This is a genomic window from Atopobium sp. BS2 (genome assembly GCF_000565075.1).
Classification (GTDB): Bacteria; Actinomycetota; Coriobacteriia; order Coriobacteriales; family Atopobiaceae; genus Lancefieldella.
The window spans coordinates 1-25,935 of the sequence record NZ_JDFG01000043.1; the positions used below are offsets into that span (position 1 = coordinate 1).

General features: G+C 48.9%; 25 protein-coding genes. 22 read left to right on the forward strand and 3 right to left on the reverse strand.

The window, feature by feature from the left end:
* Positions 1 to 398: 398 nt before the first annotated feature.
* The 6 genes from HMPREF1492_RS07800 to HMPREF1492_RS05900 all read left to right on the forward strand — a co-directional run bounded on the left by HMPREF1492_RS07800 (position 399) and on the right by HMPREF1492_RS05900 (position 5,212).
* Positions 399 to 818: a helix-turn-helix domain-containing protein gene (locus HMPREF1492_RS07800; RefSeq protein ID WP_232215517.1), complete on the forward strand. Its 420-nt coding sequence runs from the start codon at positions 399 to 401 to the stop codon at positions 816 to 818.
* Positions 819 to 927: 109 nt separating this feature from the next.
* Positions 928 to 1,176, forward strand: a complete 249-nt coding sequence (locus HMPREF1492_RS05880; protein WP_035428329.1) for a hypothetical protein — start codon at positions 928 to 930, stop codon at positions 1,174 to 1,176.
* Between the two features lie 243 nt (positions 1,177 to 1,419).
* Positions 1,420 to 2,040, forward strand: a complete 621-nt coding sequence (locus HMPREF1492_RS05885; RefSeq protein WP_035436941.1) for a TetR/AcrR family transcriptional regulator — start codon at positions 1,420 to 1,422, stop codon at positions 2,038 to 2,040.
* 84 nt (positions 2,041 to 2,124) lie between these two features.
* Complete coding sequence (locus HMPREF1492_RS05890) at positions 2,125 to 2,739, forward strand: hypothetical protein (RefSeq protein WP_035436944.1); 615 nt, start codon at positions 2,125 to 2,127, stop codon at positions 2,737 to 2,739.
* Positions 2,740 to 2,914: 175 nt separating this feature from the next.
* Entirely contained in the window at positions 2,915 to 3,913 is a 999-nt protein-coding gene (locus HMPREF1492_RS05895) for a type I phosphomannose isomerase catalytic subunit (RefSeq protein WP_035436948.1), read from the forward strand.
* 99 nt (positions 3,914 to 4,012) lie between these two features.
* A complete protein-coding gene (locus tag HMPREF1492_RS05900; RefSeq protein WP_051479430.1) occupies positions 4,013 to 5,212 on the forward strand; it encodes a hypothetical protein in 1,200 nt (399 codons plus the stop codon).
* Between the two features lie 116 nt (positions 5,213 to 5,328).
* Here HMPREF1492_RS05900 and mscL read toward each other — a convergent pair whose 3' ends face one another.
* Both mscL and HMPREF1492_RS05910 read right to left on the reverse strand, forming a co-directional pair.
* Complete coding sequence (mscL, locus tag HMPREF1492_RS05905; RefSeq protein WP_035436951.1) at positions 5,329 to 5,778, reverse strand: large conductance mechanosensitive channel protein MscL; 450 nt, start codon at positions 5,776 to 5,778, stop codon at positions 5,329 to 5,331.
* Positions 5,779 to 5,839: 61 nt separating this feature from the next.
* Entirely contained in the window at positions 5,840 to 7,396 is a 1,557-nt protein-coding gene (locus tag HMPREF1492_RS05910; RefSeq protein ID WP_035436954.1) for a carboxypeptidase M32, read from the reverse strand.
* A gap of 195 nt (positions 7,397 to 7,591) precedes the next feature.
* Here HMPREF1492_RS05910 and HMPREF1492_RS05915 point away from each other — a divergent pair, with 195 nt between their 5' ends.
* From HMPREF1492_RS05915 to HMPREF1492_RS05940, 6 genes are all read left to right on the forward strand, one after another.
* Positions 7,592 to 8,890 carry an aminotransferase-like domain-containing protein gene (locus HMPREF1492_RS05915; RefSeq protein WP_035436957.1) on the forward strand — a complete coding sequence of 433 codons (1,299 nt, stop codon included), beginning with the start codon at positions 7,592 to 7,594 and terminating at the stop codon, positions 8,888 to 8,890.
* Positions 8,891 to 8,892: 2 nt separating this feature from the next.
* Positions 8,893 to 9,894, forward strand: coding sequence for a D-alanine--D-alanine ligase family protein (locus tag HMPREF1492_RS05920; protein ID WP_035428343.1), 1,002 nt, complete (start codon positions 8,893 to 8,895; stop codon positions 9,892 to 9,894).
* An 8-nt stretch (positions 9,895 to 9,902) separates the two neighbouring features.
* On the forward strand, positions 9,903 to 10,871 hold the full coding sequence (locus HMPREF1492_RS05925) for an ROK family protein (protein WP_035436958.1): 969 nt from the start codon (positions 9,903 to 9,905) through the stop codon (positions 10,869 to 10,871).
* 245 nt (positions 10,872 to 11,116) lie between these two features.
* Positions 11,117 to 12,622, forward strand: a complete 1,506-nt coding sequence (locus HMPREF1492_RS05930) for a PTS fructose transporter subunit IIC (protein WP_035436960.1) — start codon at positions 11,117 to 11,119, stop codon at positions 12,620 to 12,622.
* Between the two features lie 139 nt (positions 12,623 to 12,761).
* Positions 12,762 to 13,679, forward strand: a complete 918-nt coding sequence (locus HMPREF1492_RS05935; RefSeq protein WP_035436962.1) for a 1-phosphofructokinase family hexose kinase — start codon at positions 12,762 to 12,764, stop codon at positions 13,677 to 13,679.
* A gap of 228 nt (positions 13,680 to 13,907) precedes the next feature.
* Positions 13,908 to 14,705, forward strand: coding sequence for a YebC/PmpR family DNA-binding transcriptional regulator (locus tag HMPREF1492_RS05940; protein WP_035428351.1), 798 nt, complete (start codon positions 13,908 to 13,910; stop codon positions 14,703 to 14,705).
* A gap of 570 nt (positions 14,706 to 15,275) precedes the next feature.
* Here HMPREF1492_RS05940 and HMPREF1492_RS05945 read toward each other — a convergent pair.
* The gene (locus HMPREF1492_RS05945; RefSeq protein ID WP_035436964.1) at positions 15,276 to 16,040 is read right to left on the reverse strand and encodes a DeoR/GlpR family DNA-binding transcription regulator; all 765 of its coding nucleotides are present in this window, start codon (positions 16,038 to 16,040) and stop codon (positions 15,276 to 15,278) included.
* A 492-nt stretch (positions 16,041 to 16,532) separates the two neighbouring features.
* On the opposite strand from HMPREF1492_RS05945, the gene HMPREF1492_RS05950 reads away from it, so the two are divergent.
* From HMPREF1492_RS05950 to HMPREF1492_RS05995, 10 genes are all read left to right on the forward strand, one after another.
* Positions 16,533 to 16,991, forward strand: coding sequence for a PTS sugar transporter subunit IIA (locus HMPREF1492_RS05950; RefSeq protein WP_035436966.1), 459 nt, complete (start codon positions 16,533 to 16,535; stop codon positions 16,989 to 16,991).
* A 90-nt stretch (positions 16,992 to 17,081) separates the two neighbouring features.
* Complete coding sequence (gene ulaA, locus HMPREF1492_RS05955) at positions 17,082 to 18,593, forward strand: PTS ascorbate transporter subunit IIC (protein ID WP_035436969.1); 1,512 nt, start codon at positions 17,082 to 17,084, stop codon at positions 18,591 to 18,593.
* A 165-nt stretch (positions 18,594 to 18,758) separates the two neighbouring features.
* Positions 18,759 to 19,067, forward strand: coding sequence for a PTS sugar transporter subunit IIB (locus HMPREF1492_RS05960; protein ID WP_035432750.1), 309 nt, complete (start codon positions 18,759 to 18,761; stop codon positions 19,065 to 19,067).
* Between the two features lie 29 nt (positions 19,068 to 19,096).
* Positions 19,097 to 20,152 (forward strand): hypothetical protein, encoded by a 1,056-nt coding sequence (locus HMPREF1492_RS05965; protein WP_035436971.1) that lies wholly within the window; start codon positions 19,097 to 19,099, stop codon positions 20,150 to 20,152.
* Positions 20,153 to 20,276: 124 nt separating this feature from the next.
* On the forward strand, positions 20,277 to 21,395 hold the full coding sequence (gene ulaG / locus HMPREF1492_RS05970; protein ID WP_035436974.1) for an L-ascorbate 6-phosphate lactonase: 1,119 nt from the start codon (positions 20,277 to 20,279) through the stop codon (positions 21,393 to 21,395).
* A 12-nt stretch (positions 21,396 to 21,407) separates the two neighbouring features.
* Entirely contained in the window at positions 21,408 to 22,109 is a 702-nt protein-coding gene (locus HMPREF1492_RS05975; protein WP_156095556.1) for an L-ribulose-5-phosphate 4-epimerase, read from the forward strand.
* Positions 22,110 to 22,184: 75 nt separating this feature from the next.
* Positions 22,185 to 23,033: an L-ribulose-5-phosphate 3-epimerase gene (locus HMPREF1492_RS05980; RefSeq protein WP_035436976.1), complete on the forward strand. Its 849-nt coding sequence runs from the start codon at positions 22,185 to 22,187 to the stop codon at positions 23,031 to 23,033.
* 133 nt (positions 23,034 to 23,166) lie between these two features.
* A complete protein-coding gene (locus tag HMPREF1492_RS05985) occupies positions 23,167 to 23,847 on the forward strand; it encodes a transaldolase family protein (protein ID WP_035428365.1) in 681 nt (226 codons plus the stop codon).
* A 127-nt stretch (positions 23,848 to 23,974) separates the two neighbouring features.
* Positions 23,975 to 24,904 carry a transketolase gene (locus tag HMPREF1492_RS05990; protein WP_035436979.1) on the forward strand — a complete coding sequence of 310 codons (930 nt, stop codon included), beginning with the start codon at positions 23,975 to 23,977 and terminating at the stop codon, positions 24,902 to 24,904.
* On the forward strand, positions 24,897 to 25,823 hold the full coding sequence (locus tag HMPREF1492_RS05995) for a transketolase family protein (protein WP_035436981.1): 927 nt from the start codon (positions 24,897 to 24,899) through the stop codon (positions 25,821 to 25,823). The genes HMPREF1492_RS05990 and HMPREF1492_RS05995 overlap by 8 nt, the downstream gene beginning before the upstream one ends.
* The last annotated feature ends 112 nt before the right edge of the window (positions 25,824 to 25,935 follow it).

The following is a 25,935-nucleotide window of genomic DNA, read 5'->3' on the forward strand; positions in this document are numbered from 1 at the left end:
CATGATTGAGGTATTTTCAGCGTCATGTATACGTCTTTTTAACAGATTATCCGACTTAGGTGTGTTTTGAACTGCCTCCCATTTCTTATGTCCAAGAAATGGGAGGCAGTTCATATAGAGGTTCTTTGTTATTGCATAAAATCGCCAATACATTATTTTGCATAGAGGAATTGATTTTTGCATATCTTTTGTATAGCCAATTAATCTCAGACAGAAGAGTCACTTACGATTTATTTACGTAACAGGTATGCAATTTTCTTTAAATTTCCGCTTGTAAAACAACATAACAAATTGTATCTGAAGATATTTTAGTGTAGTATGATACGGTAACAACGCGGGACTATGCATAAAACATACGCATGTTTTTAAGGCATCGTTTGAGCAGATGGGGCTGTGAGATGGCTAAGGCAGGTGTTACCAAAAAGACCGACCCAGGTTTGGGTAGGACAGTAGCAAGGTTGTTACAAGAAAGTGGCAAGCGCCAGGTAGACCTGTGCGAATTCTCACATTGGTCACGTGCGTATGTCTCTTATATTTGCACCGAGCGCCGTAAGTGGCCTTCATTTGATAAAGCAAAGGTTATCGCTGACTTTTTCTCCTTAAGTCTTGATCAACTCTGGGTTGAGCATCTTAAAGATCTTGTTGATGCTGGCGTGGAGCTTACAGAGATGCAGAAGAAGAATTTAGCCGAGGGTGTTAATCTTCCAAATCCTACTGTTATGCATGACGGAAATGACAATAGAGAATACCTTCAACCTGTTGTTTCCTCGGGGAACGGTTCAGATTACACGCTCCCGGAAATTCTTGGCGTCGAATAAGTATTTTTGACTATTTTTATTGTTTTCAATGCCATACTTGCTGTATACGCGTATGATTCAGCGTTGTTCAGATTGCATGGGGCTATCTGAAGAGTAGGAGATGTGCAAGATGGCTGGACTACACTGTTCAGACTGCGCTTTTAGCTCGTTCAAATTTAACGAGGACGCCCAGATGTATCAGGCGTACTGCTCGCGCGGCTATTTGCTGGCTGATCCACATATCCATGAGCTTTTCGCCATGCACTTTGCTAAGTCTCCAGAGGATTTTGTTCCCGTCAAAGATCCGTTTAATCGCGAGTATCTAAGGAAGTCATATATCTGCGGAGAATTTATTAAGCGTAAGGATAATTTGGGTTAACGGTATGTCTTAAAACCCTGTTATGTAACATAGCAGGGTTTTATTATGCCTCTGACGTGTTTCTCGTCTGATCAATATCAAAGAATTAAGTAAATATCACAAAAGTTGTTATGTAGCGCTTATAGATTTCTGCATAATTAGTTAACTTTCTGTTATATGTTCCTCTTAAAACAAGGTAGTATTGATTTGGGGGAATCTCCTTATTACAAGGGGATTTAAAACATTTATAAAGGAGCGGCAGCAATGTCGAGGCGACCACAAACAGAAAGTTGTGACACACGTCACAAGCTTCTTAAATCCGCAGAGCAAGAGTTTGCTTTACAGGGATACGATAAAGCTTCACTTCGACAGATTTGTGCACATGCAGGCGTTACCACGGGCGCTCTTTATTTCTTCTTTGATAACAAAGAGGACCTCTTTAAGAATGTTTTGATTCCTTTCACTGAAGGCGCAATTCAGATTCTTGAGGATTACAAAGATCATCTGCTGGTCTCTGGCGAAAGAAATCTTGAAGACACTCCTTTGGGTGATAAAGAAACGCTCGAGAAATTCTTGGACCTTCTGTACGGCAATAGGTACGTGGCGCAGATTCTTGTGAATAATCGAGAAAACCCACATGTTGCCTATTTCTTTGAAGAGTTGACCGAGGTTATCTCTGCAACCATCAGAGCTATTCTTTATCCTAACGTTACACAGGTTAAACCCTATGATGAGTTTATTATTACCTGGCTTGCTCAAACTGAAATGACCACCATTGTCAATATTCTTAAAAATGATGAGACTCGTGAAGAGGCTGACGGTCACATAAATTCAGCAGTAATGTTTACGCAAGGTGGCATCAAGGCTTTAGTTGCAGAGCATTAAGTGTTCATCTATGCATAAAATTGACAATATCTACTTATTTCCGTTATCCTCTTACAAGGTATAAATCACCCAAAGGAGACCTTTATGAAGTTCAATAAGCTCGGCCTCGTAGCAGCATCCGCTTCTGCCGTTCTTGCACTTGCTGGCTGCAATCTTATTCCAAATCTTGCTGATCCAGGAACCACTACTGGCGGTGGTCAGCAGCAACAGCAGCAACAGCAGACTGCACCTGATGCAAATACCGCAACCAAGCCTTCAGATACTCGTGCTGGTGACTCTGACTCTCAGCAGCTCTATCAAACTCTGATGGACAAGCACAACACTTCCGAGCAGATTACCAACGTTCAGAAGTACGTTGATGATGTTAAGAAGACTGGCGATAAGACTGAGGTTCTTATCGACACCGATAAGATTACCGTTACCGTTACCGGCATTGGTGTTGACTTTGAGAACTCCAATGGCTATCTGGTAGAGGTTGTCAACAAGACCGATACAAACATCTTCCTCCAGACAACAGATACTGCCGTTGGTAAAGATGAGCTGAACCTGTTTGTTAACGCAGCTCCTAACGCAACTACCAAGGGCTTTGCATACTTTGAGGCAGGCGTAAAGATGGATCCATCCGCAACTGTTCGTGGTACCATCCTTGCTCTTTATGGTTCTGATTACAGCATGGATTCCTTCAGTGTTATGTTCTAAGTTTTATTTAGTTCATTGACTGCAAAGGCTCAGCTTTTTAGCTGAGCCTTTTTTGTTAGCGAGAAACCCAGTCAAAAGCAGTTAAATGAGTCAGTGTTAAGTTATTAAAATCCGTTAGACTATAGAGTTGTTAGCTATTAGAAAAGCATGTATGCACTGCATATAAGGAGCTACGATGCTAAATTTAGATAAAAACACAGATGGGTCATATAACGATCTTATCTTCTTAAAACCTCTTTTTCACAATAAGATTTGGGGCGGCAGAAGGCTTGCTGAAGAGTATGGCTATGACATTCCTGAAGGTGCAGTAGGAGAGTGCTGGGCAATCAGCGCACATCCTAACGGAGACTGTGAAGTTGCCTCTGGTGCCTATACTGGAAAAACTCTTTCTGAGCTTTGGTCAACGCATCGAGAGCTTTTTGGTAATGCAGAGGGAGACCGTTTCCCACTTCTCATTAAAATTCTTGATGCAAAAGATGACCTCTCTGTTCAGGTTCATCCAGATGACACGTACGCAGCAGAACACGAGAATGGTTCTCTGGGAAAGTCTGAGTGCTGGTATATTCTTGATGCAAAAGAGAATGGCGATATTGTTGTAGGACAAAATGCCTCCTCAAAAGAAGAGTTTGCAGCCATGGTTGAGCAGGGAAAGTGGTCTGAACTGCTCAATTACGTTCCTATCAAGGCTGGAGATTTCTTTAGGATTGATCCTGGAACCGTTCACGCCATTAGAACAGGCACGCTTATTCTTGAAACTCAGCAGAGCTCAGATATTACGTATCGCGTCTACGACTATGACCGTTTAGGTGATGACGGTAAGCCTCGTGACTTGCATCTAGCACAGAGTCTTGAGGTTATCGATTACGCTCAGGAAGCTCCAACATCTGGAGAAATTATTGCTCCAGAAATTGATGGCAAAACTGAACTTATGAGCTGCAAGTATTTCTCGGTAGAAAAATATGAGATTCATGAGGCAAAAACTATTGCTCAGCCATGGCCGTTTATGTGCATAAGTGTCATTGAGGGAGAAGGTACGGTTTGCGCTGACGGCGGCAACGGAGTAGAGCATAGGATTTGCAAGGGCTCACATTTTATTGCACCTGCGTCTTCTGGTAGCCTGCGCTTTACGGGTACTATGACGTTGATTACCTCTCATCTTCCTCATACAAAGTAGGATGATACATAAGTCGAATACAGTTTAATTTGTAACATTTGACTCGTTTCAAGTAGAATATAAAAAGTTGAGCCTTTTATACGTTTATAGGAGGAACGTATGAATAAAGAGATGATTACTCGTCGCGCTTTTGCGGGATTGGCTGCAGGCGGTGCTGCCAGCACGCTTGCTGCTTGTAATAGTGACGTGATGCAGGCAATCTTAAACCCTGATTCTATTCTTGGTGGAGCTGGTCAAGATCCTCAGAATGGCGGTCAAGGCGGTACTGGTGATGCACCTTCTCAGTCAGAATTTGTAAAGCTTGAGGAGACTCCAGATAATCCAACGCTAACCGGAGATTTTTCTAAGATTATTACTGGCGTCTGGTGTGTTGACGATGGTGTTGGAACTAAAGGTGGATCAAAGGAAGGCAAAACCTTTGACCATGGTGGCATGCTTAATCAGGGCTATAACGATGGAACCGTTCTTTACTATTCATTCAAAGAAGACGGCACTTTCTTCATGCATAATTTTAAAGGTGTGAAGAATGATGGTAAGTGGGAAGCAAAAGGAACTATTGCCATTCAATGTACGTATGATGATGGCGATAGTGTGCCAATGCTTTTTGATAAGGACGACAACAACTATCTGAAGTACAGTGATGCCAAGAGTGAGATTACGTTTAATTTCAAAAAACTTTCTGACAATCCAGACGATACTTCACAGATAGCTTATATTGAAGGACAGGTAATCAATTTTGCTGCCACCATTCCTGGTACGTATTATCTCTTTGGCTTGCACTATGCAGATGGTTCTAAAGAAGATTTGACCAGTGATCAGATTGAGTCTATGAATAAGGGTTCTGGCGGAGCGTATACCTTCTCTGCTCATAAGGATGGAGCTGCTGCACTGTTCTATCCAGACGGTAGCGTTTCTCCTATTCAGATTGTTGCAGAAGAGCCTTCGGCAGATGGTCTTTCTTTCCCCATTCTTGCTCAGGGCTTTTCAGAAACTGAACAGATATCTAAGTCTGTTCTATACACTACTGCGGAAAATAAAAAGCTTCTCAGTATTGATGCTCCTGGATTTACTCTTAAGTTTGCCCTCCTTAATCACCGTGAGGATGATTGGGCTAAATATGAGTATCCACCAAAGGCAGAGTTCCCTTGGCAACCAGATGGTAAGGGTGGCTATAAGCTAGTAACTCCTACTTCTTCTGGTTCTGGCGGTAGCTCTTCAGGAAATGGCGGCAGCTCATCTGGAAATGGTGGTAGCTCCTCAGGAAATGGCGGCGGCAAGGGCGGCTCAGGTAAGAAATAACCCAGCCTTTTCTGGTTTCTTTTACTAACAAAAAAGCAGGCATATGATATGCCTGCTTTTTTGTTGCCAACTTTTACATGTGTAAAAGGGCGGTGATGTAAAGCTTAGTGTAAAGCTTACGCAGCGTGTGCGCCGCCCTCAATCTCACCAGTGCAGTGTGGGCAGCGAGTTGCGCCTTCCTTAACCTCTTCAAGGCAGTGTGGGCAGTGTGGAGCTGTAACCTCTTCACCAGCTTCTTCTTCGTCCTTCTTAAGCTTGGAAGCCTTCATGAACTTATTGAGGGCCTTAACCATGCAGAAGACAATGAATGCAATGATCAGGAAGTTGATGATTGCGCTGATGAATGCACCAAAGTCAATGCCGTTCTGGGTGCCAGGAACTGGAATAGAAAGACCAGAAACCTCGGTGCCACCGCCAGAGATCAGCTTAATAAATGGGTTGATGATGTCATTGACAAGGGAGGTAACAATAGCGGTAAATGCGCCGCCAATGATGATACCAATAGCCATGTCCATAACATTGCCCTGCTGGATAAACTCTTTAAACTCCTCGATAAACTTTTTCATTTCATCCCTTTCGTGTAGTTAATAGAGGACAGGTATTTCTACTCGCGCCTACGGCGTGCGCTTATGCGCTGGCCAGACCATAGATGCGAGAGTATTTATCAGTTAGATACTTGGTGTAGTAGTGGACGTCAAAAGGCTCACCGCATGCACCCAAGATAAGCTCCTTAGAGTCCTTTGCTCGGCCCCAGGTCCAAATGCGACTGCCCAGCCACTCTTTGATAGGTGCTAGGTCTCCTGATGCACAGACGGCGTCAAAGTCCATGCCCTCAGCAATCATGGCGTGCTTGTACTGTGCGCCATAAGCGCTGCCAAGAGCATAGGTTGGGAAGTAGCCAAACTCACCCCATGACCAGTGAACATCCTGAAGAGCACCTTCGGTGTTGCTTGGAACCGTAACGCCCAGGTACTGCTTGTACTTCTCGGCCCAAAGAGCTGGGACATCCTTTGCAGTAATCTCGCCAGACAAAAGTGCCTGTTCCATTTCATAACGGATGAGGATGTGCAGAGGATAGGTGAGCTCGTCCGCTTCGGTACGAATGAGACTTGGCTGTACCTTATTAGCTGCCGAGAAGAGCTGGAAGGCAGTAACGCGATTAAGCTGGCCAGGGAAATGCTTGCGCATAAGTTGAATAAGAGGCTCGGCAAATGCCTCAGAAAGGCCAACGTAGTTCTCAAAGAACCTGGACTGAGACTCGTGCATGCCCATAGAAGTACCAGTGCTCAGAGAAGTAAAGCGGTACTCCCAGTTGATTCCCTGCTCGTAGAGGGCGTGACCGTTCTCATGCAGCATGGAATAAACGTTGGAGAGAACGTTATTCTCGTAAGCGTGGCTGGCAACCATAACAAAGCCGATACCAGGGCCACCGGTGTAAGGGTGCTCAGTTTTACCAAGCCAATAAGCGTCCTCGTCAAGACCCTGAAGCTTTACCAGGTCTTTTGCAAGGTCCCACTGACGGTTGACATCAAACTTACCCTCAAGAGGTTTGGTGCTTGGTTGGCGCTTAGAAGCCATGCAATCAGCAACTAGGGGAACTACCACTTCTTTAACGTTATTGAAGAAGGTGTTGTAGAACTCTCTGTTGGTGCCGTGCTCAAAATCGCTGAGTAAGAGATCATATGGGTCTTTGGAAGCATCACGTGCCTGGCACATCTCTTTGCGAAGCTCAATTAAGCTATCCAGCTTTGGAGCAAAGAGTGACCAGTCATCGCTGTTCTTTGCCTGCTCCCAGACCTCATTAGCCTCTGTGGTAAGACGAACAAAGTTGCTCTGAAGCTCAACAGGTACATCTACCAGCTGGCTTCTATCGCGACGAAGAATTTTAACTTGTGCGCGATGAGTCTCATCAAGTAGAGCGCGATTCTCGTGAAGTCTATCAAGCAGTGCGCCAACAGCAGGATCACAGAAGGTTTCCTGGACCTGTTCACCAAGGATTGCCAGGGCTTCTCCACGCTCTTCAGCAGCCTTTTTTGGATCTATGCATGGTCCAAAAGAGCCAATCTCATTAGCTGCGTAGTTGAGAGCAAAGAGCTTCTTCTCAAGTTCATCAAGTTTAGCGATATCATCGCGGGGATTTGAAAGCGCTGCGTTCAATTCAACAGTGTTATGTGCGCTGTCCATAAAAATCCTCTCTACAAAAATAGGTGTGACCAGTATGTTTGCCGGTCATATGTAACCGTTTAGCAATTGCGTCATATTTTACCCTGTTATTTATTGTTATTTGAGCGATACTAAAAAGACTACGTCCTAAAACAATAAGCACATCTTTTCGGCACAATTTTTGCCTAAAGATGGCCTGTAAGGAGTAAGAGTTCTATGGATGACAGTAGAATCTCGTTTGACGTATGGAGTGATCTTTACGCAGAGCGTGTTCAAACCATGCGAAAGAGCGAAGTACGAGATTTGTTTGCGGCCCTGTCTCGTCCAGGTGTCATTGCGCTGTCTGGTGGTCTGCCGGATATTTCTTCGCTGCCACTTGACCAGGTTGCAGAGTGCGCTCGACGCTGCGTTGCTGTTGAGGGACTTAGGTCTCTTCAGTACGGCAACTCCGATGGCCGTATTGAGTGCAGAAGGACCATCTGCAAGATTTTAGCTGCTCAGGGCGTCGAGGCCGATCCTGACGAGATGATTTTGACTTCTGGTTCTCAACAGGCGCTTGATTTCTTAGGACGCGTCTTCTTAAACCCTGGAGATGACGTTATTTGTGAGGGTCCAAGCTATCTTGGCGCGTTCCAGGCGTTTTCTGCATACGAGCCTACTGTTCACACCATTGATATGGACGAAGAAGGCATTAGGACAGATCTTCTCGAGACAAAGCTTAAAGAGCTTGCAGACCAAGGCAGAAAGCCTAAGTTCATCTACGTTATTCCTAACTTTAACAATCCTGCCGGCATCACCATGTCTATGCCAAGACGTCTGCGCCTTCTTGAGCTGGCTCGCCAGTACAACATTCCTGTTGTTGAGGATGATCCGTATGGTCTTATCCGCTTTGAGGGAGAAGATCTAACACGCCTTAAGACGCTTGATCCAAATGTCATTTATTTGGGAACCACGTCAAAGATTTTTGCCCCTGGACTGCGTCTTGCATGGATGGTTGCACCTCGTCACTTCCTTGAGCGCATCAACCTTGCTAAGTCTGGCTCTGATCTGTGTACCAGCCCCTTTAACATGATTCTTGCTGAGCACTACTTCAATGAGGTTGATTGGCAAGCAGCGCTTGAGGTGTCTAAGTCTCGCTACAAAGAGAGAAAAGACGCCATGCTCGCAGCGCTTGCAGAGTTCTTCCCCAAAGATGTTACCTGGACTAAGCCAGAGGGCGGTTTGTTCCTGTGGGTAACCTTCCCGCCATACCTCAATACTGAGCAGTTGCTTCCTCGTGCAATTGAAGAGGGAGTTGCCTTTGTACCAGGTGTTTATTGCTATCCTGACCAGCGTATTAGTTCAAGTATGCGCCTGTGCTACTCATTTGAGACGCCAGAGCGCATCCACGAGGCAATCCGCAGGCTGTCTTTGTGCGTCCAAGATCGCATGGCGCTGTATCGCGCATTCCTAGAGGCGGGCGCTCTACCTGAGTCTTCTCATTCTGAATCTCAATCCTCTGCAAGGGAGTGTTAAGTATGGCTACAAAAGTTGCTGTCATTATGGGTGGAGCCTCATTTGAGAGGAACTTCTCGCTCAAAAGTGGAGCTCTTGTCTCTGAGGCTTTGGAGAAGCACGGGTATGAGGTATTACCACTTGATGCTGATGCGCACCTGGTAGACACCCTCCGTGCCGAGAAGCCTGATGTTGCGTTTGTGTGCCTTCACGGTGCAGGCGGAGAAGATGGTGCAGTACCTGCGCTTTTAGAGTTCCTCAAGATTCCGTATGTGGGCTCAAGGCCTGCATCTTGTAGGGCAGCCTGGAACAAAGCTGACATGCCATTTATTGTGCGTCAGGCCTGGTCAAAGGAGGAGTCCGAGGTCATCTGGCCTCCTCAGATTGTACTAACTGCCAGCGCTTTTAAAGATCTTGGAGCCGCAGCCGCTCTTGATCTGGTTCCCGAGCGCCTTGGCGGTGGCGTTGGCTTCCCTCTAGCAGTCAAGCCCGTTCACGGCGGCTCTGCTATGGGCCTTTCTAAGGTTGACAGCGCTGACCAGCTTGGACCAGCACTTCTCGGCGCACTTGGTTTTGACGACTCCGTCATTATCCAGCAGTGGGTTGATGGCGTTGAAGTAAGCGTTACCGTGCTTTCTGACGCAGATGGCGAGAAAACCCTGCCACCAGTAGAGATTTCAGTGACCAAGGGTATTTACGACACAGATGCTCGTCTTGATCCAGAGCGTATTCAACACTTCTGCCCAGTTCGTCCTGAGTCTTTGGCAGCACTTGGCGCAGATCCAGCTGCTGCTCGTGAGGCTCTTGAGCGCGCAGCTCTTGAGGTGTACACCGCTTATGGCTGCAGAGATCTTGCTCGTATTGATTTTATTTGGGATGGACATCACGTATTGGTCATGGGCTTAAAGACATTCCCAGGACTCACTGAGACCTCCCTTGTTCCAATGGCTATTGAGGCTGCAGGATACGCTGTTGAAGACGTTCTTGCGCAGCTTGTTGAGGGTGCGCTTAAGCGCGGCAACTAGGGGGTTTTATGGAATACGTATTGGGCATTGATGTTGGTGGCACCACCATCAAGCTGGGACTCTTCTCTGCAGAGGGAGAGCTACTTTCTGAGCAGAAGGTCAAGACACCCGCACTTGATAACGAGGGCGGTTATCAGACGGTAACCGATGCTATTAAGCTGATTGTTCATGGCCAAAAAGCAAGCCGTAACGATGTTATTGCGTGTGGTTTGGATATTCCAGGTCCTGTTGCAGATGATGGAACCGTTGGTCTTCTCGCCAATGTAGACATTGATCCTGAGGGATTGGTGCAGGCAATCAATATGTGCCTGCCGAACGCAACCATTGCGTTTGTAAACGATGCTAACGCCGCTGCTCTGGGCGAAGCGTGGGCTGGCGTTGCCGTGGGTGTGCCGTCGTTTGTGCTGATTGCGCTGGGTACCGGGGTTGGTGCAGGTGTTGTTGTAGACGGCAAGCTTGCTGCGGGTGCTTTTGGCGCGGGCGGTGAGATTGGTCACATCATTGTTGAGCCAGAAGAGACGTTGACCTGCGGTTGTGGTCGCCACGGTTGCCTGGAGCAGTATGCTTCTGCTAAGGGTGTTGTCCGCCTGTACCTGGAGGAATGCGTTTCTCGAGGTGTTGTTCCTGTGACTATTGAGCACGAGACTGATACGGTGTCCGTGTTTAGGGCTCATGCTCAAGGCGATGAGTGCGCAACCCTTGCTATCCATAAGATGTGCCACTACCTGGGTCTTGCTATGGCGCAGGTTTCGTGCGTAGTTGATCCTGCCATGTTCTTGATTGGAGGCGGTGTTGCGGGTTCGTTTGCAACGTTTGCTACCGAGCTTCGCGAGTGTTTTGAGCAGTACGCTCTACCGGTAAGCAAGGGCGCTCGTATTGAGGCTGCGAGCTTGGGCAATCAGGCTGCAATGTATGGTTGCGCATACGAGGCGCTGCGCCTGAGGCAAGAGCGTTTTGGCCAGGAGAGCGCTGAGTAGAAGCAAGTTTTTGGCGCATGATCTTCTCGTCTGGAAAAGGGTACGTACGTGAGGGCTCTTGGCGAGAAAAACATCAAAGTTTTTGTCATAAACGCTGTACTAAATGAAAGTACGTTCAATAACATAATTTTCTGATTACAATTTATGTAAAAACGTAGTTGTCAAAGCTGCTCAGTGCTAACATTGAGCAGCTTTTTTGGTTGTGTTTGGAATAGTTCCGAGCACTAGGATGAAAGGGGAGTGCTGTGGCTGACGAGTCAAAGTATGACATCGTTGCTGCTACTGGTTGCCCAACCGGTATTGCGCACACCTTTATGGCTAAGGAGGCCCTTGAGAAGGCCGCCGCAGCTAAAGGTCTTACCATTAAGGTTGAGACGCACGGCCAGGTCGGTGTAGAGAACGAGCTCACCGCAGCTGAAATCAAGAACGCCAAGGCAGTAGTTGTTGCTGCCGATAAGGACGTTCAGGCTGAGCGTTTTGCCGGAAAACCAATGGTAAATGTTGGTGTTACTGCAGCTATTAAGGATGCAGAGGGTCTTATCGACCGCGCTCTTGTTGCTCAGCCTGAGGGCGAGCTTGCAGAGGCAGACGACGCTCCAGTCTCAAGCACTATTGAGAAGGATTCTGTAGGCCACATCATCTACAAGCACCTCATGAACGGCGTTAGCCACATGCTGGTCTTTGTTGTTGCTGGTGGTGTTCTGACGGCTGTTTCATTCCTCTGGGGTATTACTTCCTTCAGCTCCACTGCACCTGACTACAACAGCTTTGCTGCCATGCTCAAGATCATCGGCGGCATTGCAATGGGCCTTATGGTTCCAGTTCTCTCTGCTTACATTGCAGAGTCTATTGGCAAGCGTCCTGCTCTTGTTCCTGGCTTTGTTGCAGGTATGATTGCTATCCAGGGTCTTCCAATCAACCCTAACACTGGCATGATTGATGCTGGTGGCGCTGGCGTTGGTTTTGGCTTCTTGGGTGGTATTGTTGGCGGCTTCCTTGCCGGTTATGTCATCGTTGGTCTTGAGAAGCTCCTTGCAGGTCTTCCAAAGAACCTTGATGGCCTGAAGGCAATCTTCCTGTACCCACTGCTTTCCACCACCATTGTTGGCCTGGTTATGCTGGGTATTTCTGGTCCTATGGCAGCAATCAACACCGGCATGATGAACTTCCTGCGCGGCCTTTCTGCTTCTGGTCCAATTGTCCTTGGTCTTGCAATTGGTTGCATGTGCGCATTTGACATGGGCGGCCCAGTCAACAAGGCAGCTTACGTCACCGGTACTGCTCTTCTGACCGAGGCTCTTGCTGCTGGTGTTGGTACCCCAACTTATGAGTTTGGTACCAACTTTATGGCTGCAGTTTCTGCTGCTTGTATTGTTCCTCCACTGATTACCACCTTTGCTGTTGTCGTTGGTAAGAAGTACTTCACCAAGTCCGACTTCAACGCTGGTCTGGTCAACTTCATTCTTGGCTGCACCCACATTACCGAGGGCGCTATTCCATTCATGACCAAGAACATTTGGCCTGTCATGCCTATCATGATGATCGGTTCTTCCATCGGCTCCATCCTGACGCTGCTCTTTGGTGTCCACGACCCAGCACCTCACGGTGGTTTCCTGGTTCTTCCCGTTGTCGATGGCGGCCTCAAGTGGGTTCTCGCCATTCTCATCGGCGCTGTTGTTGGCGGTATTCTCTTTGTTGCTTTCAAGGCATACGAGTACCGCAAGAACGGCAACCAGATTGTCGAGGGCTAAGCGTTACGCTTAGCACACTCGGCGGCGTTTGAGTTTTGCCCAGAATTTACGTACAGTTTGGGTGCAGACTCAGATAATCGAAGTAAAATATGGACTCGGTGATTTCGTCGAGTCCATATTTGTTTCAGAGGGAGCTTTGATGATTTACACACTTACCACTAATCCTGCAATCGACATGAACGTCAATTCGGGAGTTCCTTCTTATACACACGTCAACCGCACAACTGATGCCGTATATACACCAAACGGCAAGGGTCTGAACGTTTCATTTACGCTTGCTCACTACGGCGTTGAGTCCACTATCCTGGGATTTTTTGGCGGCTTCTCGGGCAACTATATTGTTGAAGAGGCATCTAAGATTTGCTCGGTCAAGCCTGTGTGGATTGACGGCATCACCCGCGTAAATATTTTTGTGACCACGCCAGAAGGCGAGCTTAAGTTCCCTAACGCAGGCGCTCCCGTTATTCGTTCCAAGCAAGACGAGATGCTTGAGCTGCTGCGCACTGCGCCCGACCTAGACGTGCTGGTGGTCTCCGGCTCGCTTTCTCCTGAGATGGATCCAACCTTCTACGACGAGCTTTTTGATCTGTGTCATGAGCGCGGCGCTGAGCTGGTCCTGGACATCTCACATAAACACCTTGCAGAACTTGTCGAGAAAAAACCACTGCTCATCAAGCCAAACGACGAAGAAGTGGCAGAGATCTTTGGTGTCGACGTCCATAACGAGGCCGACGTTCTTCTCGCCCTCCACAAGATTCACGAGTGCGGCGCAAAGAATATCCTGCTCACGCTTGGTGGCGAGGGTGCGTACTTCTTCAACGGTGAACATGTCTGGCACGCAAATGCTGCGCAGGTAGAGGTGCTTTCGACGGCATGCGCGGGCGATTCGACACTGGCAAGCTTCATGTCGGTTTGGCTTGAGGATCCGTCGGCTGTCGAGAAGGCTTTGACGCGCGCGATGGCTACCGGCGGAAACGTTGCGATGAGTGCTGGCTTGGGCGACTTTGCGCTGGTCGAGAAGATCGCGGAGTCCATCCACGTTGAGCTGGTAAAGTAGGAGCAGACGTGTTGCGCGTGGAGGTGCGTGATGGTGCGTGGAGGTGCGCGATGGTGCGCGGACTTGCGTGGAGGTGTGCAGACTTGCGAGCCCACGGGTTTCTCGGCGTCAGGCGTGCGCAAGTCTCCATATCTGCAAAATAAGTCTTTTCTCGCTTCTTGATTTCGTGTAACGTATAAGGGCTAATGTGATAATTAGGTTTTCGAACCTCTAAAGAAGGAGAGTGCAATGTCCGGACACTCTAAGTGGGCCACAACCAAGCACAAGAAAGCAGCTATCGACGCTAAGCGTTCCTCGCTGTTCTCTAAGCTTTCCCGCAACATTACTGTTGCCGCAAAGATGGGTGGCGACCCAAATCCGGACAACAACGCTAGCTTGTCTGCCGCTGTTGCCCGTGCTCGCATGGTTTCCATGCCTAACGCAAAGATTCAGGCCGCTATCGATAAGGCATTTGGCGCTGGCGCTGATGCTGCCATTTACGAGGAGATCGTTTACGAGGGATACGGTCCTGCAGGCGTCGCAGTTTACGTTGACTGCCTGACTGACAACAAGAACCGTACCGCAGCAGACGTTCGTTCCGCATTTACCCACTCCGGTGGCAATCTTGGTACCGCTGGTTCCGTTGCGTTCCAGTTTGAGCGCAAGGGCTCCATCGCAGTTGACAAGGTTATTGTCTCCGAGGAGAAGAAGGTTGCTGACCGCGAGAACGCTGTCGACGAGGACGAGTTCATGATGGCAGTTGCCGAGGCTGGCGGAAACGATTACGAGGATGCTGGCGATCAGTGGATTGTTTGGACTGCATACGACAAGATGCAGGATGTCCAGAAGGGCCTCGAGGCTCAGGGCATTGAGGTTAAGGGTTCCGAGCTTACTATGGTTCCAACCACCCCAACTGACGTCTCCGTTTCTGATGCAAAGAAGGTCCAGCGTCTTATCGATAAGCTCGACGAGCTCGATGACGTTCAGAACGTCTACAGCACCATGAACATCACCGACGAGATTGCTGCTGCTCTCGAGGAGGAGTAAGCTCTCTGGTCCGCGCTGCGCGACGAGCGTGACGAGCGCGACGTGCGCGACGATGCGCGCCGGGCGCGATGCACGCGACGATGCGCGACGAGCGCGAAATCGCGACCGGTGACAAAACTGCACTTCAAAGCCCCGCCAGTTGGCGGGGCTTTTTGTTTGGGTAGCGTTGATACTGTCAGAACACACCTATGTCGGATAATCTACACGTTTTTAGAAGCCCGAACACACCTATGTCAGATAATCTGTATATACAGAGCCAAAAACATAACTTACAGCCCTAAAAAACACAGCAAATGACGATATTCTGAGAAAAATAGGACTTTTGAGGGTCAATTTTGCAGAATAAGTGACTTTGCTGTGTTTTCAAAACGCCAAAAATAGGCCTCTAAAAATTTTATGCATACAAATGAATTCACCCTCATGAATATTCATGAGGGTGAATATTTTCGTATCAGGGTAGTTCAAATTTTGATGTCTTATTTGTTGGATGAGAGAACCGATGGACTGCAGCAGTGGAAGCATTCGATTGAAGCTGAATCTCGTCGTCCAACGCACGTAGCTGTAGTAGTTCTAAAGGCCCACGCGAACAACCTTACGAACGCCAGCGGCTTCGAGGGCTGCTACCTGCGAAATCGATGCGGATTCGTCCGTCATAAGTACGTCGATATCAGCAGGTGATCCATATTGGAAGCTGGAGTTGACACCCAGCTTGCTTGCATCGGCCAAGACAATGTGCTGCTCAGAGTGCTTAAGCATCAGCGAGTTCACGCGCATCTCGTTTGAAACCAGCGTGGTAAGGCCGCGCTCAGCTGAAATTCCCGAGCATCCCAAGATGCATTTCGCGGCACGAATCTGGTTGATTGAAGCAAGTGCAAAATCGCCGGTCAGTGACTTCTTAGCTGGTCGAACTTCTCCACCCGTGACTAAAACGGTCATTGATGGGGGATAGTCGGCGGCCAGAACGCTACCGTTATTGGTAACAACTGTGATGTTCTTGGCGGTGATAAATTCCAGGACTTTTATAGCGGTTGAGCTGGTGTTAATGAAGACTGTGTCACCGTCTTTAATCAACTTGGAAGCTGCCTGGGCAAGCTTGAACTTTGCGGTTACCTGGTTAGAGCTGAGTCCTGTCGAGAGCGGGTCAAGCAGCGTGGCCATGCCATAGCTTCGGGAAATGAGGCCTTGAGCTTCGAGTTCGTCAAGATCGCGGCGGATGGTAAGCGAAGAAACTTCAAATCTATCGGCAAGATCGCTAACGGAAACCTGGCGATATTGTTCAAGAAGGCTCATGATTGAGCTTCTGCGTGATGCTACAAATGAACGACTTGTGGCCATAAATCCCCCAATAGAGCTCAACTGCTGATAAACCTGTAGAATTACATTTAACTAATTCAGTTCTGTGAAAAGCAACGTACAAATTGATAACACCTTTTGAACGGTTGTCGAACAATTGTGTAGACGCTTTTCAGGAGAACTGAGTGTATCTTACCCTATTCAATGAACGTTTTGAATACTTAAACGGATATTATTTAGCGGTCAACGGTTTTTATGACGTAAATCTCTAAAGTGAGCATAGATAAGTATTGCTTAACTCTCAACTTTAGCTATACTAATATTATCGATTCGATTGTTAAAACATTCAAAACATTCAACAAATAGGGAAATTTGTTATACGACAAGACAAATGTCATATAAGTTATTTATCTAATTGTTGAAGCGTTCAGAAGATTCAAGTTTTTGTCGTTAAGCGATGTGTTCTTGTGTGCTCTTGCTATAGTCCAACACAAGGAAAGATTCACAGTAGTCTACTGGAGAGGAGTGAATCGCATGCTACTTCGCGATATCTACGAGCAGAATCACTATGCTTTCGTGAAGACTCCCATGACATGGGAAGAGTCTATTAGAGAGTGCTGCAAACCACTGGAGGCTGATGGAACTGTCAACTCGGAGTATGCAGACGACATTATTGAGTGCGTAAAGAAGTTTGGTCCCTACATTGTTATCATTCCAAACATTGCAATGCCACACTCAACTGCTCGTATTGGCTCTAATGGCAAGACTGCTATTGGATTTATGCACTCCGATGTTCCTGTCAATTTTGAGGATGGCGACGACGAGAAGCAGGTTAAGACTTTCTTCACTCTGAGCGCTACTGATCAGGATGCTCACCTCAAGAATATGCAGATGCTCGTTCAGGTTCTTATGAACGAGGAGGTTCTTGAGCGTCTTAAGAACATTCAGTCTCCTGAGGAGCTTTTGGAGATTGACAAGCTTATCTCCGAGTAAACACGCCCGTTTGGGCACGTAATTGAGGTTTTCCTTTTGTAGTGTGGGCTGCAGAAGGTACGTATGTAGGACCCTTTGAAAGGGGTATCAATGGATATTGTTCTTGGTATTTGGAAATGGTTTGCGAGCAACTTCTTGACTCAGCCAGCCTATTTCATCGGTTTGATTGTTGCTATCGGCTACATTCTTCTTAAGAAAAAGTGGTACGACGTACTCGCTGGCTTCCTTAAGGCAGTCATTGGTTATCAGATCCTCCTGGTTGGTTCCGGCGGCCTGGTAACCGCATTCCGTCCAGTCCTTGTTGGACTTGAGGCTCGCTTTAACCTTTCTGCAATGGTCATTGACCCATACTTTGGCCAGAACGCAGTACAGGCAGGCATGGAGGCATCTAACGCTCCTGAGTTTATCGCAGGTCGTTCCTTCTCCTCCGTTATGCTTCTTCTGCTCTTCGCTTTCATTCTGAACATTGTTTTGGTTGCTTTTAAGAAGCAGACTAAGCTTCGCGCAATCTTTACTACTGGTCACGTCCAGGTTCAGCAGGCAGCAACTGCATTTTGGCTTATCCTCTTCTGCTTCCCACAGCTTAACGACGTTACTATCCTTGCAGTTATGACTGTTCTCCTTGGTCTTTACTGGGCAGTTGGTTCCAACCTTTGTATTGGACCTACCCAGGACCTCACTGATGGCGCTGGTCTTACCGTTGCTCACCAGCAGATGTTTGGCGTCTATTGCGCATCCAAGGCTTCTGAGTGGCTCGCCAAGCACTCCAAGAAGGAGTCCAAGCGTATTGAGGACATCGAGCTTCCAGGCTTCCTTAAGATCTTCAACGAGAACCTCGTTGCAACTGCAATTCTTATGACAGCATTCTTTGGTGTCATCCTTGCTGTTCTTGGTCAGGACTTCCTGCTTGAGAACAAGTTCATGAAGCCAGGTCAGGATTTCTTCTTCTACATCATGACCACTTCCTTCCAGTTTGCTGTTTACCTCTCCATCCTGCAGCTTGGTGTTCGTACCTTCGTTACTGAGCTCACCAACTCCTTCCAGGGTATTTCCAACAAGCTCCTCAAGGGTTCCGTCCCAGGCGTTGACTGTGCAGTTACCTACGGCTTTGGTTCTCCAAACGCAGTTACCCTCGGCTTCCTCATGGGTGCTGCTGGACAGTTCCTGGCAATCGCAGCTCTGCTGCTTCTGAAGTCTCCAGTTATTGTTATCGCAGGCTTTGTTCCACTGTTCTTCGATAACGCTACTATCGGCGTTTACGCAAACAACAAGGGTGGTCTCCGCGCAGTTCTTATCATGCCTTTCATCTCTGGTCTTCTCCAGGTCTTCGGTTCAGCTCTTATCGCTGGCTGGGTTGGCATGGCTGCATACGGTGGATACCTTGGCATGTGGGACTGGGCAGTTGTCTGGCCAATCATGACCGTCTTCATGAAGTTCCTGTCCTACGCAGGCCTCGCAATTGTTGTTATCGCTCTTATTGCAATCCCACAGCTCCAGTACCGTGCAAACAAAGACACGTACTTCATGGAGGTTGAGGATTACCAGAAGTGCAAGGAAATCCGTGCACAGAAGGCCGCCGCAGCTAGTGCGGAAAGCAAGTAGCCCTCTTTCTTCCTACCCTGAGCAGACCCCCATCTGCTCAGGGTTATTAGTAATACTCGGCACATTGTTTGATGCAGTATTTGCTTTAAATGCGAGCGTTGTAGCGCCCAAATGGGTACAAACACAATGTGTCCGTAATCAGCTTGTTTGATCGAAGGAGTCAACATGAACGCAAAGATTTTGGTCGCATGTGCAAACGGCGCAGGTACCTCCCTGATGATGAAGATGACCGCTGAGCGCGTTACCCAGAAGCTCAACATGGGTGTCGATAAGATTCACCACTGTGCTCTTTCCGAGGGCGTAAGCTCTGCTCGTCAGTATGACATTGTTTTTGCACCACTTAACTTCCTGAATATGTACGAGGATGCTGCTAAGGCAGGCGTTACCGTCATTGGTCTGCGCAACGTTCTTTCTGACGCAGAGATGGAAGAGAAGCTCAAGGAAACCGGCGCTGCAGAGAAGTATTCCGCATAGTTTAGGTTTCTAAAGAATCGAGCACTTTAATGACTTTTGAAAAGAAAATTCTTGCCGAGATGCCTAAGTGCTATGCACTTGGCATGTTTGAGGGAGAAGACGCATCAAGCTTTTTAGCTGCTGTCGAGAAGGACGGTCCAATCCGTCGCTTTACGCTTGATGGTGAGCCTCTGGAGACTGTTGCTCCAGGCCCTGGCGGCGTCATGACCATTACACAGGTCCCTGGCAGGAAAGATCAGTTCCTCGCAACTCGCAAGTTCTTCTCGCCAAACTTTGGTGGAGACGACGCGGCAATTGCATCCTATACCAAACAGGCAGACGGTTCGTGGTCTGAGCAGATTCTCTGCGACCTCCGTTATGTTCACCGTTTTGGCATCTTGAAGGCTGCTGACGGTCAGCTTTGGGTTCTTGCTTGCTCTATCAAGGGTGGAGCTGAGACCGGCGTCAAGGATGATTGGCGCACCCCAGGTGCTGTTTGGGCCGCTCCTTTGAGTGATAACCTTGAGCAGTACACGGCAGACAACCAGCTTAAGCTGACTTGTGTTGCTAACTATCAGGTTCAGAACCACGGTTTCTGGACTGCACCTGATAAATCGTATGCTTTGATCTCAACCGCCGCAGGCGTGTTTAGATATGTGCCACCAACCACCCCTCAAGGTACTTGGGATGTCACCTGCCTTCTGGTCCAGCCAACAAGCGATATTGTTGCTACAGACTTTGACGGCGATGGCAAGCTGGAGATTCTTACTTTCTCCAAGTTCCACGGTGACACGCTGGCAATTTGGCATGAGGGCCAGACTCGCGATCGCTATGAGCAGGTTTGGTGCGACCCACAGAAGCGCAGCTTCCTTCACGCGCTTTGGGCAGCAGACCTTAATGGCGAGAAGTGCGCAGTCATTGGCAACCGTAAAGATGGTCGCGATTTGTTGCTTGTTAGATACGTTGACGGTGAGTACACCGTAGACGTTATCGACCACGACCTCGGACCAGCAAACTGCATGGTGTATAGGCATGACGGCAGCGATTACATTGTTGCTGCATATCGTGAGACAGACCAGCTGGCTCTCTACAAAGTAGTGGAGTAGGGCTGCGTTTTGTAGCGAGCGCTCAGGATGAGCTTCTGAGCATGCAGGCAAAGTCCTGAGCGCCGCTCAAATTACCTGCATATGCATCAAAGTACTAGTCCTATGTTTTAGAAAGGAGCGCGTAATGGCAGATTTGAAAGACGTCACACGCGACAGTTGGATTATGAGCACCTTCCCTGAGTGGGGAACTTGGCTCAACGAAGAGATTGACAATGCCGTAGTAGAGCCAGGCCAGGTTGAGATGTGGTGGCTCGGCTGCGTTGGTATTTGGTTTAAGACTCCTGGTGGAGCAAACGTTGCTGTCGACTTCTGGGCAGGCAATGGTAAGCGCACCCACGGTGACGGCCTTATGAAGATTGGTCACCAGATGGCAAACATGGCTGGCGTTCGTAAGATGCAGCCAAACCTGCGCAACATCCCCTTTGTTATTGATCCATTTGCTATCAAGAACCTTGACGCTGTTGTGGTAACTCACATTCATCAGGACCACATGTCCAAGGAGCTTGCAGCTCACGTTGTTAACAACAACATGACCACTACTGACGAGAATGGCAAAGAGATTCCTGTTCCCTTTATTGGTCCTAAGGATGCAGTTGACATTTGGGTTGACTGGGGCGTTCCACGCGAGCAGTGCATTGTTGTTAAGCCAGGCGACCGCATCAAGGTCAAGGACATGGAGATTGTTGCATACGATTCCTTTGACCGCACCATCATCGTTACCACTACTGATACTTCTGAGAACCGTCCTGACCTCTGGGGTAAGTGCCCAATGGACATGGATGAGAAGGCAGTTAACTACCTCTTTGTCACCCCTGGTGGAAACATCTATCACTCCGGTGACTCTCACTACTCCATTTACTTTGCTAAGCACGGCAAAGACATCGCTCAGGAGTTTGGCGGCGTAGACGTCTGCTTTGGCGCTTTTGGCTGCAACCCAATTGGTATCCAGGACAAGATGGAAGCAACCGATATGCTCCGCATGGCTGAGGCTCTTCAGTCCAAGGTTGTTATCCCAATTCACCACGATGTTTGGACTAACTTCCAGGCAGACGTCCAGGAGATCAAGGTTCTTTGGGATATGCGTAAGGATCGCCTTGACTACAAGTTCCACCCATTCTTCTGGGAGGTCGGCGGCCACTACATCTATCCACAGGATAAGGATCGCTTTGCTTACCATCACGACCGTGGCTTCCATGATTGCTTCGATCACGAGCCAAACGTTCCATTCCGTAGCGTTCTCTAAGGAGCAGTCTCTATGATGCTTAAAGAGCTTCGCGATGAAGTGTATGAAGCAAATATGGACCTGCCAAAGCATGGCCTGGTAGTATTTACCTGGGGAAATGCTTCTGGACTTGACCGTGAGCGCGGCTTGTTTGTTATCAAGCCATCGGGCGTCTCCTATGAGGAGCTCAGCCCAGAGAATCTGGTTATCTGCGACCTAGACGGCAACGTTGTTGAGGGTGAGATGAACCCATCTTCCGATACTCCAACTCATGCATGCTTGTATCGTGCATGGGGCGATAAGATCGGCGGAATTGTTCACACTCACTCAACCCACGCTGTTTCTTGGGCACAGGCAGGACGCTCTATTCCTTGCTATGGAACTACACACGCAGACTATTTCTACGGAGATATTCCTTGCGTGCGCAGCCTTACCAAGGACGAGGTAGAAAGCGCCTATGAGCTTGAGACCGGAAACGTTATTGTTGAGGGCTTTGCTAACTTGGACCCCATTGCGGTTCCAGGAACGCTCCTTCACAACCACGGTCCTTTCTCTTGGGGTAAAGACGCAATGGCTGCTGTGTATCACGCAGTAGTTATTGAGGAGGTTGCAAAGATGGCAACACTCACCGAGCTCAATAACCCTAAGGTTCAGGAGGCGCCTCAGTACCTTCAGGACAAGCACTATATGCGCAAGCATGGTCCAAATGCGTACTACGGACAGGGTAATCACTAAAGCCTGTTCAGTGAGTAGCATCTGTTTCAGTCAGGCGGTCTTGTATAAGGCCGCCTGTTTTTAAAAGGAGAAGATATGTCCAAGTATCAGCTAGGACTTTACGAGAAGGCCACTCCAACTGATCTTTCTTGGGAAGAGCGCCTCAGCGTAGCAGGAGAGTCTGGCTTTGATTATGTTGAGATCTCCGTTGATGAGTCTGACGCTCGTCTTTCTCGCCTTGAGTGGACTGGTGAGGAGCGTGCAGCAGTTCGTCAGGCAATGGTAAACTCTGGCGTTCGCCTGGGCTCTATGTGCCTTTCTGGTCACCGTAAGTATCCTATTGGTTCTCGCGATCAGGCTACTCGTGAGCGTGGCCTTGAGATTATGCAGAAGGCACTTGATCTTGCAGGTGACCTGGGGCTTCATACCATTCAGCTTGCTGGCTATGATGTGTACTACGAGGACGGCGCAGAGGATACGCGTAAGTACTTTGAGGAGAATTTGGCAAAGGCTGTAGAAATGGCTGCTAAGGCGGGCATTGTTATGGGTTTTGAGACCATGGAGACTCCTTTTATGGATACGGTCGAGAAGGCCATGCACTACGTCAACCTTATCAACAGCCCTTACCTTGGTGTGTATCCCGACGCTGGTAACCTCACCAATGCATCGTTTATTTACGGCAACACTGTTGCTGACGATATTGCTCTTGGTGCAGGTCATATCTTTGCAGCTCACCTCAAGGAGACTGTTGCTGGTGCGTATCGCGAGATTCCATTCTCTACCGGCACCACTGACTACGAGGGAGCTTTGTCGCAGCTTGTTCCTCAGGGCGTCAGGCGCTTTGTTGCAGAGATGTGGTACACCGGCAACGAGAACTGGAAAGAAGATCTTGTCTTTGCTTCCACCTACGTTCGCAGCAAAATTGATAAGGCGTTTGAGGGGTAAACGGCCTTTTTGCACTTGTTTTGGGTTTCTCGCCACAGACGGTACATAAGAATCTGTACAATATGGATGAGCTCTTTCTTAGTACGACGTACGTTTCCAAACTCGTTTAAGTTTGTACAGGGAAGGATTACACATGAAGTTCTTTATTGACACGGCAGATATCGATGAGATTTCTGAGGCTCTTAGCTGGGGCTGTTTAGCAGGTGTTACTACCAACCCATCGCTGTATGCAAAGATTGGCGGCAAGTTAGCCGACTTTGAGTCTCATATGGTTAAGATTGCTCAGCTTTGCGAGGGACTTCCTGTATCTGCTGAGTCAACAGCAACAACAACTGAGGGCATGATTGAAGAAGGCCGTCACCTGGCTTCTCTTGCTCCAAACATTGTTGTTAAGCTTCCTATCTGCGCTGAGAGCCTTGCTGCTACCCATCAGCTTGCTTCTGAGGGAATTCGCGTCAACATGACGCTGATTTTCTCGGCACCTCAGGCTCTTCTTGCGGCAAATGCTGGCGCCCGTTATATTTCTCCATTTGTTGGTCGTTTTGATGACATCGGTGAGGACGGCATTGAGCAGCTGGGAACCGTTGTTTCGTGCATTGAGAACTATGCATGGGATAAAAATGTTGATCACACCGTAGAGATTATTACGGCTTCTGTCCGTACGCCTAACCACGTGACTCAGGCAGCTCTGCTTGGTGCTGACATTGCAACCGTTCCATTTGGAGCTTTGAAGAAATGTCTGAAGCACCCTCTGACCGACGCCGGTCTTAAGTCTTTTGAGGCAGACTGGGAAAAGGTTAAGGCTCAGCAATAAATAGTGATTGTGGTACGCCCAGCTTAGGTTGGGCGTACTTGTTTTACGTGCCTGTCTGTGCGCCGTTTAGGCGGCGTTTAAGCACCGTTTAGGCATCGTTTAAGCACCTGTTTTTGAGAGGATGAGAATGGGAACAACTGCATTACCCGAGCGCAACCTCACTGATGATGAGCTCAAGCTTGCAGCTAATACGCTGAGGCGCGATGTCATTGACATGCTCGAGAAGAGCAAGTCAGGTCATCCCGGCGGCTCACTGAGTGCGGCAGATATTGTGGCCACACTGTTCTTCTCGGGAGTGATGAAGTACAACCACAACAACCCAGAGGACCACACCGAGGATAGGTTTTTCCTGTCCAAGGGTCACGTGGCTCCTGTGCTGTATGCTGCGTACCATCTGCTTGACTGGCTCCACGACGAGGATATGGTTACCCTCCGTCAGCTTGGCAGTCGCCTGCAGGGTCACCCAGATTGCCACGCATGTCCTGGCATTGAAGTTTGCTCCGGCTCTCTTGGTCAGGGTCTCTCGGTAGCTGCAGGATGCGCTCTAGGCCTTTCTATGGACGCTCTGGCAAGCGGCGAGCGCGCCAAGAAGGTATTTGTCCTTCTGGGCGACGGCGAGCTGCAGGAGGGCTCTAACTGGGAGGCATGCATGTTTGCTGCTCACCAAAAACTGGATAACCTTATTGCCATTGTGGACCTCAATAACCTGCAGATTGACGGCCACGTCACCGACGTGTGCTCTCTTGGCGATATTGACGAGAAGTTCCGTTCTTTTGGCTGGAACGTACTGCGCGTTAACGGTCACGAGGTCACCGAGGTGCGCCAGGCTCTTCTCGCCGCACGAGATGGTCGCGAGGCAGGAAACACTGCTCCTACCGTGGTCATTTGCCAGACCGTCAAAGGCAAGGGCGTCTCGTTTATGGAGGACAAAGCTTCCTGGCACGGAAACGCTCCTTCGGCCGAGCAGGCTGACCTTGCGCGAGAAGAACTTGATGCAGCAAGAGAGCTTCTTTTGATTGATCTTCAAGGTGAAGGTAAGGAGGTTGCCAATGTCTAGAGCAACTCGTGAGGCATATGGTCAGACTCTTGTTGAGCTGGTAAACGAGGGTCACGACATCGTTGCTGTTGACGCAGACCTTGCTGGCTCCACCAAGCTTGCCGACCTCCAGAAGGCCTTCCCACAGCGTATGGTTGACGTGGGAATTGCCGAGCAAAACATGGTAGGCGTTGCATCAGGACTGGCGCTCACCGGACGTACCGTGTTTACCGGCTCGTTTGCCGTGTTTGCAACCGGCCGTGCTTACGATCAGATTAGAAACACCGTCTGCGATTCCGGCCTCAACGTGAAGATTTGTCCTACGCACGCAGGTATTACGGTAGGAGAGGACGGCGCCACTCACCAGTCCCTTGAGGATATTGGTATGATGCGCGCCCTCCCTCAGATGCGCGTGCTTGTTCCTGCAGATTACAACTCAACCAAGGCGGCTCTCAGGCTTGCTGCCGAGGCAGACGGCCCCTTCTACGTGCGTATGGGTCGTCACAAGGTTGCCGACATCTACGACGAGTCCTTCAAGGGCGGCCTGCCTTTTGCAAACGTCCTGCGTGAGGGCACCGACGTTACCATTGCTGCCTGCGGTGTTGAGGTTGCTCAGGCACTTGCAGCTGCAGATTTGCTGGCAGAAGAGAAGATCTCTGCCGAGGTTATTGACGTGTTCTCCATTAAGCCATTGGACGAGGAAGTCATTTTGGCATCTGCCGAGAAGACCCGTCATGTGGTAACCGTTGAGGAGCACAACGTGGCAACAGGCCTTGGAGCTGCAGTTGCTGAGCTTCTGGCCGAGCAGCTACCCACGCCTATGCGCTTTGCTGGTATGCGCACCTTTGGTACGTCCGCTCCTGGTGACGTGCTGCTTTCGCACTTTGGCCTGGACGCCGAAGGTATTGCCGCTCGCGTCAGGGAGTTTCTGCTCTCGTAGCCGCGCTCAGCTCGCTGCAACGGCAACGCTGCAGGTCAGCGGCGCGTGCGGGCGCAACGACGGCAACGCTGCAGGTCAGCGCCGTGTGCGGGCGCAGGTTGCAAGTGATTTC

Coding starts and splice junctions, on each gene's coding strand:
- HMPREF1492_RS07800 (WP_232215517.1), top strand. CDS start 399: ATGGCTAAGGCAGGTGTTACCAAAAAGACCGACCCAGGTTTGGGTAGG.
- HMPREF1492_RS05880 (WP_035428329.1), top strand. CDS start 928: ATGGCTGGACTACACTGTTCAGACTGCGCTTTTAGCTCGTTCAAATTT.
- HMPREF1492_RS05885 (WP_035436941.1), top strand. CDS start 1,420: ATGTCGAGGCGACCACAAACAGAAAGTTGTGACACACGTCACAAGCTT.
- HMPREF1492_RS05890 (WP_035436944.1), top strand. CDS start 2,125: ATGAAGTTCAATAAGCTCGGCCTCGTAGCAGCATCCGCTTCTGCCGTT.
- HMPREF1492_RS05895 (WP_035436948.1), top strand. CDS start 2,915: ATGCTAAATTTAGATAAAAACACAGATGGGTCATATAACGATCTTATC.
- HMPREF1492_RS05900 (WP_051479430.1), top strand. CDS start 4,013: ATGAATAAAGAGATGATTACTCGTCGCGCTTTTGCGGGATTGGCTGCA.
- mscL (WP_035436951.1), bottom strand. CDS start 5,778: ATGAAAAAGTTTATCGAGGAGTTTAAAGAGTTTATCCAGCAGGGCAAT.
- HMPREF1492_RS05910 (WP_035436954.1), bottom strand. CDS start 7,396: ATGGACAGCGCACATAACACTGTTGAATTGAACGCAGCGCTTTCAAAT.
- HMPREF1492_RS05915 (WP_035436957.1), top strand. CDS start 7,592: ATGGATGACAGTAGAATCTCGTTTGACGTATGGAGTGATCTTTACGCA.
- HMPREF1492_RS05920 (WP_035428343.1), top strand. CDS start 8,893: ATGGCTACAAAAGTTGCTGTCATTATGGGTGGAGCCTCATTTGAGAGG.
- HMPREF1492_RS05925 (WP_035436958.1), top strand. CDS start 9,903: ATGGAATACGTATTGGGCATTGATGTTGGTGGCACCACCATCAAGCTG.
- HMPREF1492_RS05935 (WP_035436962.1), top strand. CDS start 12,762: ATGATTTACACACTTACCACTAATCCTGCAATCGACATGAACGTCAAT.
- HMPREF1492_RS05940 (WP_035428351.1), top strand. CDS start 13,908: ATGTCCGGACACTCTAAGTGGGCCACAACCAAGCACAAGAAAGCAGCT.
- HMPREF1492_RS05945 (WP_035436964.1), bottom strand. CDS start 16,040: ATGGCCACAAGTCGTTCATTTGTAGCATCACGCAGAAGCTCAATCATG.
- HMPREF1492_RS05950 (WP_035436966.1), top strand. CDS start 16,533: ATGCTACTTCGCGATATCTACGAGCAGAATCACTATGCTTTCGTGAAG.
- ulaA (WP_035436969.1), top strand. CDS start 17,082: ATGGATATTGTTCTTGGTATTTGGAAATGGTTTGCGAGCAACTTCTTG.
- HMPREF1492_RS05960 (WP_035432750.1), top strand. CDS start 18,759: ATGAACGCAAAGATTTTGGTCGCATGTGCAAACGGCGCAGGTACCTCC.
- HMPREF1492_RS05965 (WP_035436971.1), top strand. CDS start 19,097: ATGACTTTTGAAAAGAAAATTCTTGCCGAGATGCCTAAGTGCTATGCA.
- ulaG (WP_035436974.1), top strand. CDS start 20,277: ATGGCAGATTTGAAAGACGTCACACGCGACAGTTGGATTATGAGCACC.
- HMPREF1492_RS05975 (WP_156095556.1), top strand. CDS start 21,408: ATGATGCTTAAAGAGCTTCGCGATGAAGTGTATGAAGCAAATATGGAC.
- HMPREF1492_RS05980 (WP_035436976.1), top strand. CDS start 22,185: ATGTCCAAGTATCAGCTAGGACTTTACGAGAAGGCCACTCCAACTGAT.
- HMPREF1492_RS05985 (WP_035428365.1), top strand. CDS start 23,167: ATGAAGTTCTTTATTGACACGGCAGATATCGATGAGATTTCTGAGGCT.
- HMPREF1492_RS05990 (WP_035436979.1), top strand. CDS start 23,975: ATGGGAACAACTGCATTACCCGAGCGCAACCTCACTGATGATGAGCTC.
- HMPREF1492_RS05995 (WP_035436981.1), top strand. CDS start 24,897: ATGTCTAGAGCAACTCGTGAGGCATATGGTCAGACTCTTGTTGAGCTG.